This window comes from Neobacillus drentensis, assembly GCF_036965425.1.
Classification (GTDB): domain Bacteria; phylum Bacillota; class Bacilli; order Bacillales; family Cytobacillaceae; genus Neobacillus; species Neobacillus drentensis_F.
The window spans coordinates 12,609-24,120 of sequence record NZ_JBALPP010000120.1 but is presented as its reverse complement, the minus strand read 5'-3'; the positions used below and the strand labels follow the sequence as shown (position 1 = coordinate 24,120).

The 11,512-nt window shown below is 39.3% G+C and carries 11 protein-coding genes; 2 read left to right on the top strand and 9 right to left on the bottom strand.

From position 1 onward, the window contains the following. Window positions 1–119 precede the first annotated feature (119 nt). Window positions 120–1,610 carry a peptide MFS transporter gene (locus V7161_RS24960; RefSeq protein ID WP_335715512.1) on the top strand — a complete coding sequence of 497 codons (1,491 nt, stop codon included), beginning with the start codon at window positions 120–122 and terminating at the stop codon, window positions 1,608–1,610. 41 nt (window positions 1,611–1,651) lie between these two features. On the opposite strand, the gene V7161_RS24955 is transcribed toward V7161_RS24960, so the two are convergent. After that, a complete protein-coding gene (locus V7161_RS24955) occupies window positions 1,652–2,356 on the bottom strand; it encodes a 3-oxoacid CoA-transferase subunit B (protein ID WP_335715511.1) in 705 nt (234 codons plus the stop codon). A 1-nt stretch (window position 2,357) separates the two neighbouring features. Beyond that, window positions 2,358–3,047: a CoA transferase subunit A gene (locus V7161_RS24950; RefSeq protein WP_335715510.1), complete on the bottom strand. Its 690-nt coding sequence runs from the start codon at window positions 3,045–3,047 to the stop codon at window positions 2,358–2,360. A gap of 261 nt (window positions 3,048–3,308) precedes the next feature. Between V7161_RS24950 and V7161_RS24945 the strand changes: the two genes are divergently transcribed. After that, a complete protein-coding gene (locus tag V7161_RS24945) occupies window positions 3,309–4,085 on the top strand; it encodes an acetoacetate decarboxylase (RefSeq protein ID WP_335715509.1) in 777 nt (258 codons plus the stop codon). 51 nt (window positions 4,086–4,136) lie between these two features. On the opposite strand, the gene V7161_RS24940 is transcribed toward V7161_RS24945, so the two are convergent. The 7 genes from V7161_RS24940 to V7161_RS24910 form a co-directional block, all read right to left on the bottom strand. After that, the gene (locus V7161_RS24940) at window positions 4,137–4,367 is read right to left on the bottom strand and encodes a hypothetical protein (protein ID WP_335715508.1); all 231 of its coding nucleotides are present in this window, start codon (window positions 4,365–4,367) and stop codon (window positions 4,137–4,139) included. 127 nt (window positions 4,368–4,494) lie between these two features. Further along, window positions 4,495–5,682 (bottom strand): C40 family peptidase, encoded by a 1,188-nt coding sequence (locus V7161_RS24935; RefSeq protein ID WP_335715507.1) that lies wholly within the window; start codon window positions 5,680–5,682, stop codon window positions 4,495–4,497. Window positions 5,683–6,089: 407 nt separating this feature from the next. After that, window positions 6,090–7,052: a tRNA dihydrouridine synthase gene (locus V7161_RS24930; RefSeq protein ID WP_335715514.1), complete on the bottom strand. Its 963-nt coding sequence runs from the start codon at window positions 7,050–7,052 to the stop codon at window positions 6,090–6,092. Between the two features lie 133 nt (window positions 7,053–7,185). Further along, window positions 7,186–8,574, bottom strand: coding sequence for a 23S rRNA (uracil(1939)-C(5))-methyltransferase RlmD (gene rlmD, locus V7161_RS24925; protein WP_335715506.1), 1,389 nt, complete (start codon window positions 8,572–8,574; stop codon window positions 7,186–7,188). A gap of 15 nt (window positions 8,575–8,589) precedes the next feature. Next, complete coding sequence (locus V7161_RS24920; protein ID WP_335715505.1) at window positions 8,590–9,450, bottom strand: DNA-3-methyladenine glycosylase family protein; 861 nt, start codon at window positions 9,448–9,450, stop codon at window positions 8,590–8,592. A gap of 87 nt (window positions 9,451–9,537) precedes the next feature. After that, window positions 9,538–10,272, bottom strand: a complete 735-nt coding sequence (gene pdaA, locus V7161_RS24915; protein WP_420491661.1) for a delta-lactam-biosynthetic de-N-acetylase — start codon at window positions 10,270–10,272, stop codon at window positions 9,538–9,540. An 87-nt stretch (window positions 10,273–10,359) separates the two neighbouring features. Then, the gene (locus V7161_RS24910; protein WP_335715513.1) at window positions 10,360–11,316 is read right to left on the bottom strand and encodes a nuclease-related domain-containing protein; all 957 of its coding nucleotides are present in this window, start codon (window positions 11,314–11,316) and stop codon (window positions 10,360–10,362) included. Window positions 11,317–11,512 lie beyond the last annotated feature (196 nt).

The following is an 11,512-nucleotide window of genomic DNA, read 5'->3' as shown; positions in this document are numbered from 1 at the left end:
CCTCGGAAACCCACTATTATCAAGGTTTTAAATCGCTTACATTTTTGATTTCCAAAAAAAGTTTTTGACGATTCAAAACAAAAAAAGTATTATAAAATAGTAAAAAAGGAGGTAGTAAGATGTCAGACTTGAATAGACAGAAAATTGTGGACAGTGTACCTCAAAGGGGATTTTTTGGGCATCCGAAAGGGTTATTCACACTGTTCTTCACTGAGTTTTGGGAGCGTTTCTCGTACTATGGAATGAGAGCGATTCTCGTATTCTATATGTACTACGAAGTTTCCAAAGGCGGATTGGGCATTGATAAAACCCTCGCTCTTTCCATCATGTCCATTTACGGATCACTCGTTTATATGTCCGGAATTATCGGCGGTTGGTTAGCCGACAGAATTTTTGGTACATCAAAAGCCGTTTTTTACGGTGGTATATTAATCATGTTCGGTCATATTGTTCTTGCCATACCAGGAAGCGTTTCTATGTTCTTCCTTTCGATGGTATTAATCGTCCTAGGTACTGGACTTCTGAAGCCAAACGTATCCACTGTTGTCGGGGAAATGTACAGTGAAGAGGACAACCGCCGTGATGCAGGTTTTACTATTTTCTATATGGGGATTAACTCAGGGGCATTTTTATCACCGTTAATCGTTGGATCGGTTATGGATTACAGCTTCCATTTAGGCTTTGGTATTGCTGCTGTAGGGATGTTCTTAGGATTAATCGTATTTATTTTAACAAAGAAAAAGAATCTCGGCCTTGCTGGTACAGTGGTTCATAATCCATTGTCACCTGCTGAAAAGAAAAAAGTTTTCACAATTATTGGATTAGGTGCAGTCATTATTGCTGTTTTATGTGTTGTTTTAGTTTCAATGGGAATGTTAACATTTGAGAGCTTTATCAATCTAGTAACTATCCTTGGTATTTTGATTCCAACCATGTATTTCATTGTCATGTACCGCAGCCCTAAAACAACAGCAGTAGAACGTTCACGGGTCATTGCCTATATTCCGTTATTTATTGCTGCTGTAATGTTCTGGTCAATTCAAGAGCAAGGCTCAACGATCCTTGCTAGTTATGCAGATACTCGCACACAGTTGAACTTTGCGGGAATCCACATTTCTCCTGCATGGTTCCAATCTTTAAACCCATTATTTATTATCATTTTTGCACCTGTCTTTGCAGCAATTTGGGTAAAATTAGGAAAACGCCAACCGACGATTCCTCAGAAATTCTCATTATCATTATTTTTCGCTGGCGTATCATTCCTTGTTATCCTGTTACCTGCTTACCTTGGCGGTGCAGATTCATTAGTTAACCCATTATGGCTTGTTTTAAGTTACTTAATTTGCGTATTTGGCGAATTACTCTTATCACCTGTTGGATTATCAGCAACTACAAAATTAGCACCTGCTGCCTTCTCAGCACAAACGATGAGCTTATGGTTCTTAGCAAGTGCGGCAGCACAAGCTCTTAATGCACAAATTGTTAAATTCTATACACCAGAAACCGAAATGACTTACTTCGGTGTAATCGGTGGAGCTTCGATTGCTCTTGGTATTATCCTATTTATTCTATCACCAAAGATTCAAAGCTTCATGAAAGGTGTACGTTAATTAAAGTTAAAAGGCTGTTGAGCGAATCAACAGCCTTTTGATTATTTTAAGACAAGCTCTTGTTCTATTAATTCTTTTCTTTGAACCCATTGAAAATCATTTGCAATTTCATATGAAGCAGGTGTCATTTCCTTCAATTGTTCAAAGGTTAGTTCATCTACCAATTCTACTAACCATAAACGCCCCTCACGGAATTTGAATACGGCATATTCGGTGACAATGGTATCCACCCTATTCTTTGCAGTAAGAGGATAGGTACACTCTTGAAGAATCTTCGGTTCTCCTTTAGGTGAAAGATGAGTCATGGCCGCGATTACTCGTCTAGCTCCAATAACTAGGTCCATTGCTCCACCTACCCCGAGAACATCCTTCCCTGGTACAGCCCAGCTTGCAATATCCCCGCCTTCAGATACCTGGAGGGCACCAATTACAGTAGCATCCAAATGTCCTCCTCGCATGATTGCAAAAGATAGGGAACTATCAAAGTAGGAGGCATGAGGCAAAGCCGTAATCGGTTGTACACCTGAAGCATTTACCAAGTCCATTTGATCGACGTTCGGTACGATCTCATCTGGCCCCGGCTCAGGTCCAACCCCAAGAATGCCATTTTCAGAATGAAGGGTGATCCGTCCCTTCGGTAAATAATCTGCAACCAAGGTAGGGATTCCAATTCCAAGATTCACAACACCTGATTTTAATTCTTGTGCACATCGCCATGCAATGTAATGCTTGATTGAATCACTCATTTTAAATTTCCTCCCTCTTCACAACGATATCCACAAAGATAAATGGTGTAACGATTGAATCTGGATCAAGCTCTCCAATTTCAACAATTTCATCTACTTCTACAATTGTCAGCTTCGCGGCAGTCGCCATTACTGGATTGAAATTCTGAGCCGTTTTTTTATAGACAAGATTACCAGCCTTATCCGCTTTATGTGCCCTGATGATTGCTACATCAGCGGTTAAAGAATGTTCAAGAACATGTTCGCGGCCATTAAAGACACGAATTTCTTTTCCTTTTGCTAAATCCGTACCCGCGGCAGTCGGAGTATAAAAGGCTGGGATTCCTGCTCCTCCCAGTCGAATGGCTTCAGTAAACGTACCTTGAGGCAACAGCTCAATCTCTACATTCCCCTCACGATAAGCCTTTACTAAATCCTTATTAGTTGAAAAGAAGCTGCCAATCACTTTTTTGATACGGTTTTGAACAAACAAATCATTTAGGACAGACACGCTGCCTAGGCTATTCATGATAAGAGTAAGGTTATGTAGGTTAGTCTTATTTATTAGAGCCTTTGATAGGTATCTAGGCATCCCGGGAAAGCCAAAACCACCCACCATAATTTTAGCTGCTTCAGGAATTTGTTTAACAGCTTCTTCAGCGGATAAAAATTGGACATGTGTTTCAATTTGATTAATTGTAGCGCTCATCATCCATTCTCCTTTGTTGTTGTTTTTCGTATTGATACTGACCGGTTGGTATGTTATTATTAAACAAAATAATAAATTTTCTGTCAATTGTTATTAAATAAATAATTTTCGAAAAAAGTTTCGACAAATTTCTTCTTTGTTCTTATTGTGTTTCCCTTTCATTTCGGCATTTTTTTAGTCTAAATTTATTTTTCATTTAGACCATTAATAAATAATATTATCTCCGAGTTTTGACCCGGGATCAAAGGAAGGATGAGAATTAATATGAAACTAGATCAAGTTGCTAAGCAAATCTCAACACCATTAGATGCTCCTGCATTTCCCCGTGGACCATATCGGTTTAATAACCGGGAATATTTGAACATTCTTTATCGTACTGATAAAGAAGCATTGAGAAAAATTGTTCCAGAACCATTAGAAATTGATGAACCGCTTGTTAAGTTCGAGTTAATCCGCATGCCGGACGTAACCGGCTTAGGCTCTTACACGGAGTCTGGTCAAGTTATCCCTGTAAGTTTCAACGGGGAAAAAGGGGACTATGTTCACTCCATGTACGTGGATAACCACCCTGCGATTGCGGCAGGCAGAGAAGTTGGAGCTTACCCGAAAAAACTTGGAAAACCAAATCTTTACATAGATTCAGATACGTTAGTCGGAACGCTGGATTATGGGACTTTAAGAGTGGCTACCGCTACTATGGGATATAAGCATCAGCAAATTGATTTAGAGCAGGCTCGGGAAGAGATTTGCAAACCCTATTTTATGCTAAAGCTAATTCGAGGCCAGGATGGGAAACCAAGAATTTGTGAGCTAGTTCGCGGCGAAATTACAGATATTACGATTAAAGGCGCTTGGACCTCCCCTGCCCGCCTGCAGCTCTTTGCACATGCACTTGCACCAATGGCAGATTTACCTGTGCTCGAAATTGTGTCGGCATCGCATATTCTCACCGACCTTTCTCTGCCTCGTACGAAAGTTGTCCATGACTATCTTGCCGCAGAGCAATCCGTTGATAAGAAGGAATTAATCGGTCAAAAATAAATAGCTTTAAAAAAAGTGGACCCTTACTTTATTGTGAGGGTCCTAATCCGTTTATTTTTCTTTTTGATCGTTCAACTCATCAAGGAGCTGTTTTGTCCTTTTCGCATTTCCTTCGGCAAAGTTTTCTAACCGCTCCTTTAACTCATCATCGTCGTCGTGTACCCTCTCTGCCGTAATCAAGTAGGTCCTCATCAGATCTTCTTCCACTTCGATTGAATGTTCTAGAACTTGTTCAAATGATTCTTGTTCCTCATTTTTTTTGTTAAAAAAATTTAAATCCATAGGAATAGCCTCCTTTTCCCTATTATTTTTTTCAAATCTATTCATGGATATCCATTTGTTCAAAGTTTAAATTTAAACGCAAAAAGCAAAGAAATCGTTTATGATTCCTTTGCTTTTTGGGATACTATTATCGCAATACTCTTGCAGCACTAGAAAATTTTGATGGATCATATTTAGCAATTTTTACAACATCACCTGTTTGCGGGGCATGGATATATTGTCCGTTGCCAATATAAATGCCTACATGATAGGCAGGGTTACCCCTGAATACTAAATCTCCCGGCTGTACTTGACTCGGGGAAATTCTCGTTCCAACATTCTGTTGGTCACGTGACACTCGCGGAAGATTAATGCCGGCTGAATTTCTAAACACATAGGAAGTGAATCCAGAGCAATCAAAGCCGCTTGGTGTTGACCCGCCCCAAACGTAAGGGACACCTAAAAATTGTTTAGCATAAGCAATAACTGCACTTGCATCCCCTGAGCTAGCTGGGATAGCTGCTACAGAAGCTGGTGTTGATGTTTTTGAACCTTTGTTTACTGAAGTATGCTGTTTAGCCTTTTGTTGTGCTTGTTGTGCTTGTTGTGCTTGTTGTGCTTGTTGTGCTTGTTGCGCTTGTTGCTGTGCTAATAGAGCCGCCTGTCGCGCCGCTTCCTGCTGAGCCTTTTGTTCAGCTAATTGATCCTGTTGGTTTTGCAATTTGTTTTTGGCGGTTGCCAATTCCTTTGCTATTTCTTGTTTATCTTGTTCAATCTTTTGTTGTGCCGCAACTAATTCTTCCTGACTATTTTTCAATTGGTCTAATTCGTTATGCAATTTTTGCTCTGCATTCTTTAATTCTTGTTCTTTTTGATTTAAACCATTCAGCAGGTCTGTGTCAGTTTCCATAATCTTCGAAATAGCTGTGAAACGGGTTAAAAACTCAGAAATATTTTGAGACGAAAGTAAAAGCTCTGCGTATGTAGCGAGTGACTGTTTACCCTCTAATTGAATGCTTTTCAGCCGTTCAGAATAGACCTTTTTGTGATTATCTAAAGACTTTTTAGCTTCTTCAATGTCAGCCTCTGTTTCTACTATTTTTCCTTGTTGTGAATTAATAGTTTCGTTTAGCTTTTGGCTTTTCTCCATTGAAAGGCTGATTCGGTCATCTAATTGTTGAATCTTTGTTTCAAAATCATCGATTTGTCCTTTTGTTTCATCGATTTGTCCTTGTGTCACTGTTGAATCATTTGGACTAGCAAAAGTAGGTGTTACTTGAATCATAGAGGCAAGGACGGCAGCCGATAACGTATATTTTAATAGTTTCTTAATCATCACAAAATCTCCTTATGTAACCTATCATTTTATCAAATTACTAATATATTCCTAGTTTATAATTCAATGGGCCGAAAAACAATGAATCTGTCGCTAATGTAATATAATTGTAATTTTATGTAGAAAAAGTTTTCTGTCACAACCCGAAGTTTAACGGATTATGTCGAGTAATATTGGGATTGAACCTTCGTCTAAATAGGACTAATATCCTACCAACCATAAAAAGCCCATTCTTTAAAGAATGGGCTAAATTTTATATTTTTTTCGCCGTAATACGAAACAAAAAAAGACAACGCCCAAAAAGGGTTAGTTGTCTTTCTTTATAATAAGTTGTGTTTCACTCCACGTGTGCAGAGTGTATGTGGCAACACAAGGGTGCTGGTGGGTTTATTACTGTCCCCGTCCCATCAACATTCTTTTCCAAAGTTATCAAGCAATGCACGCACTTCATCTGTTGATTTCGTGTTCATCAATTGATTTCTTAATTCAGCAGCTCCAGGGAATCCTTTGACATAAATTTTGAAAAAGCGATGAAGCCCTGTGATTGAACGCGGCAGGACTTCCGCATATTGATCTTGAAGATCAAGCTGCAGTCTTAAAAGATCAAGGTATTCTTTACTGCTATGTTCTTTTGGCTCTTTTTCAAAAGCAAAAGGATTTTTAAAAATACCTCGCCCGATCATAACGCCATCAATACCATATTGTTCAGCCAGCTGCAGCCCAGTTTGACGGTCGGGAATGTCTCCATTGATTGTTAGAAGCGTATCTGGTGCGATACGATCACGTAATTTTTTGATTTCCGGAATTAGCTCCCAATGCGCATCTACTTGGCTCATTTCCTTTCTTGTACGTAAATGAATAGAAAGGTTCGCAATATCCTGTTTTAAAATATGCGTTAGCCACCCCTCCCACTCATTTACATCATTATTGCCAAGTCGTGTTTTCACGCTGACAGGCAGTCCGCCCGCTTTTGCTGCTTGAATAAGTTCTGCCGCAACGTCTGGACGCAGAATAAGGCCACTACCCTTTCCTCGCGATGCCACATTCGGTACAGGGCAGCCCATATTAATATCGATGCCTTTAAATCCTAGCTCTGCCATGCCAATACTCATTTGGCGGAAATATTCGGGATTATCCCCCCAAATATGTGCCACTATTGGCTGTTCATCTTCTGTAAAAATCAAACGGCCACGCACACTTTTCATGCCCTCTGGATGACAATAGCTATCCGAGTTTGTAAACTCTGTGAAAAATACATCCGGTCGACCAGCCTCACTTACTACGTGACGAAAAACAACATCTGTCACATCTTCCATTGGTGCAAGTACAAAAAATGGTCGTGGTAAATCACGCCAAAAATTATCTATCATTTTCAAATTCAAATCCTCTCATGATGGGATCCCAGGCCAACTCCTTATCCCAAAATTAAAAAGCAAGATGTCCCTGTTTCTTTTGTGTCTACACAGGAGTGGTGGTAATTAAGAAAAGGCAATGCCCAAAGGGTCAGTTGCCTTCTTTAAGTACTATTTTCGCGACAGCTTCCACGTGCGCGGTATGTGGAAACATGTCCACCGGTTGGACATATTTCACTTCATATTTTGAACTTAATGTTTGAATGTCCTTGGCTAAGGTTGACGGATTGCAAGATACATAAATCAGCTTTTCCGGTTTCACCTGTAAAATGGTTTGCAATAGTTGCTTGTCCAGACCTGTTCGTGGCGGGTCTACGACAATAACGTCTGGTTTCCAGCTTTTCTTTACCCATTTTGGCAGGACCTCTTCCGCTTTCCCCGGGACATATTTTGTATTAGTGAATCCATGACGTTTTGCGTTTTTCTTAGCATCCTCGATAGACTCAGGAATGATATCCATCCCGCGGACTTCTAATGACTGATCCGCAAGCCACAATCCAATAGTCCCTACACCGCAATAAGCATCGACTACTTTCTCTTTGCCTGTCAAGGCCGCTGCTTTTTTTACTTCATTATAAAGTTTAACAGTTTGAACAGGATTTAGCTGGAAGAATGTTCTCGCTGAAAGCTCGAATTGCAGATCGCCTAAAGTTTCTTGGATAAATTCCTCACCGGCTAGGTTTTGTGTTTCTTCTCCAAAAATGAGTGAGGTTTTTTCTCCATTTATATTTTGAACAATCGATTTGACGTTTGGCAGCCGTTTTTGAATTTCTTGAATGATAACTTCTTTATTCGGCAGTTCTTTTTGCGAAGTGATTAATACAACTTGAACTTCACCTGTTTGAATGCCAACACGGGTAACAATGGTTCGGACGATTCCTTTTCTTGTTTTTTCATTGTAAATAGGTATCTTTAATTCCTCTAAAATTTGTTTCACATTGGCTGTCGCTTCGTTTGTATGCGAATGTTGGACCGCACATTGCTCGATATTAATTAATTGATGAGAATTGAGTCCATATAATCCCGCAAGGACCTTGCCCCCTCTTTCACCAACTTGAAAGCTGCTTTTATTACGGTAGCCCCATGGGTTTTCCATACCAATTGTTTCACGGATATTGAGGCTTTCGGGTTTGAGCTTTGTATGGCGTTCAAGCGCTTGGATAATGATATCGCGTTTTTCCTTAAGCTGCTGATCATAGTGCAAATGCTGAAGCTGGCAGCCCCCGCACTGATCATAAACAGGACAGAGCGGTTTTACCCGGTTTGACGACGGAATGCGAATTTTTTTAACCTTTGCCTCGGCAAATTTAGGGTGAATCTTAGTAGCTTCCACGACCACTTCTTCCCCCGGGAGTGCACCAGGCACAAACACCACTTGCTTTTTAAAATATCCGACACCTTCACCGTTAATACCAAGCCTTTTGATGGTCAAAGGGAAGGTCTGTTTTGGTTCAATTTTGATACTTTGTTCGGTTTTCATAAATTCAACTCCAAATTATTCGATGCTTCTCCATAAATACAAGGAAGCGTAGCTTAAATAGGGCTCCCAATCTTGTTTATAACGTTCCATTTCCTCAAAGGTTGGTTTTTTCTCAAGTTGATAGAGCTTTTTCAATCCATTTTGAATTCCAATATCCGCAAGCGGAAAAAGGTTTGGCCTCCCAAGTGCAAATAAGAGGAAATTTTCGACTGTCCATCTTCCGACCCCACGGATTTTTGTTAGTTGTTCAAAAATCGCTTCATCGGGTTGATTTTTCAAAACATCTAGATGTAATCCGTTTTCGGTGATTTCTTTTGCGATTCCTATGATATATTCTGCCTTCCTGCCGCTAAACTGCAGTTCGCGTAATTGTTCCACTTGAAGACCAGCTACTGTTTCAGGCTCCGGAAAAAACCATACACCATCGATTTCATAGCCGAAGGTTTTAACAAATCGGTCAGTAAGAGTATAGGCAAAGGTCATATTAATCTGCTGGTGGATAATACATTTGATAAGACTCCCAAAAAGGTCGAAATCGAGCACAAGTGGCGTTCCGATGAACAGGTTGAATATTTCCTTGAGGTCCGTTTGTTGAAAATGGTTGTGAATTTTATCCAAAGGCACTTTCCATTGAAAAATTTCAGACACCCTTTTGATTGCCGCTTCTTTGTCAGTTTTTCCGTTCAGGACGAAAGCTGGCTTTTCCGTTGTCCCTGTTGCCGTTATATCCACTACCTGTGCTTTTTTGGCGATAATGATTGGAACTCTAATCGTTCGTTTTTCTAAGTCTAGCAGTTTTAATGGATCTGGCGTATGTCTTTGTAATACACTGTCAAAATTATAAGGTCCATCAATTTGGATTGCATCTTGCCACACGGGAGGATCCATCCTTTATTATTTTACCCCGTATTATAGCATGAAAAATCAATGAAAGGGGAAAACCGAATTCCAGGCGAAATTCGGTCATTTTAATTTATCGAGGCTTTTAAATTTATAACCTTTCTTTTTCAGGTCTTTAATGGCTTTTTCAAGTGCGTCGGCATTGTCTTGTGAAATCGAATGTAATAAAATTACGCAGCCGGGATGGACTCGGTTCATGATATTGTCATATGCATATTGCCAGCCCCTTTGGTTATTTACATTCCAATCCACAAAGGCTAAAGACCAGAATACATGGGTGAACCCTTCCTCTTTCGCAACCTGCATTGTTCTTTCACTAAAAACCCCACGCGGAGGGCGTAAATATTTCATTTCTTTTTGCCCTGTTATTTCTCTTGTTTTTTCTTTAACCTTTTGAAGCTCTCTGCGGATTCTCTCATCACTTACCGTAGTAAAATCGGGATGATAGTAGGAATGGTTGCCGATGATATGACCTTCTTTTACCATTCGTTTTGTGAGCTCAGGTTGTGATTCTAAAAAATGCCCTGTCACAAAAAAGGTAGCTGGTACTTTTTCCTTCTTTAATACATCAAGAATTTTTGGCATAAATCCATTTTCGTATCCGCTATCAAAGGTAAGGTACAAAATCTTTTTGTTTGGGCTCCCCTTATAAAAAGCCCCGTATTTCGCTAGCAGTTCATCATATTCTGGGCCTGCCTCTGCCGGCTGCTCATCCACAGCTTTTTTAAAGCCCCAGTGGATGGGTTTATTAGAAACCGCTGCGCTGGCTGAAGCCGGCACAAGCAAAAACAGCACCATTATGCTGCCAATAAGTTTTTTCATCCATGCTCCCCCTATTTTGTTTTTTTTATTGTTTGTTTTTAGAGGGAAAAGATGATTAGCAGATTAAGGAAATGGGTGTGGTTGGTGGTAGATGCGGTCTCTTTTTGTACCTGTATAGGGAAGATTTAGTTTAGGAAGATTTGCAGTGGTTGTTCTTGATGATGGCATGAGAAGAAAGGTCCTTATTTCAGAATTAGTAAATGAGGATTTTATCAGAAAAAAGTAATCATTTACTCCATTTAAAAAGGCATCTTTTGAAAACAAAAGGCACTTGGGACATATCCATCGTGCTCTATTATAATCCATGGGGATATATAAACATCTTGGACATTGAACTCCATGTATTAATTCGTCTTCTCCAATTTGAAAATAATTGAGGATATCAATTTTTTGTGGAGTATGTAGTTCTAATAATAATTTTATTATTTGGTTAAGCGTCTTTTGATTAATCTTTTTCTCATTATCCCTCCCCTCTAATTCATCAACTTTTGCTAACAAATTATATGCTTTAATGACTTTATGCTCGGCCTCTTTGTAGCCAGGACTGATATGTATTTCAGTGGAGGGCTTGCAAACTGTAACGAGATTTTCGATGGGGGCTTGAGGTATTTTATATTTTTCAAATAAAAACCTTAATGAAATTTTATGTCTGTTCACTTGTGCAATAGGATTTTCATAAACCTCTCGATGGCCCGCAAATTCGTGGATTAATTGATTTTTATCAAACTGTAAGATTCCCGAATGATTTTTTGCATCGAGAATCAGAATTAATTTTTGTGATAGAAGCAGAAAGTCGATTTGGAAGAATGTATTGCCAATTGGTAAGCGGAGGCCGTGAAAGATATGGTACTTGTGGTCAGGAATTTGTTCCAAATAGTATTTTAATGTTTTTTCTCCATTATAACCTGACATTAAAATTCTTATCTTGGACTTAATTTCCGGCATCTTTATATGAGTTTCTGGAATCCGACTTGCTAATACCTGCGCTTGAAGCAAGAAAGTTGGGGGAGTAAGATCCATTTCAAACAAAATGATACCTCCTAAGTATATTTTTTAGAATAATTTCAATAGGACTTTTAATAATCCTACTTAATTAGAGGATTGGTTTTGTCGATTTTGTGTCGATTTCTTAATTGCATTATTTCCACCATTGAAACTTATTACCTATTTTTACTCACTTACGACATATTTTCGCGCACTTATTATCTATTTTCAG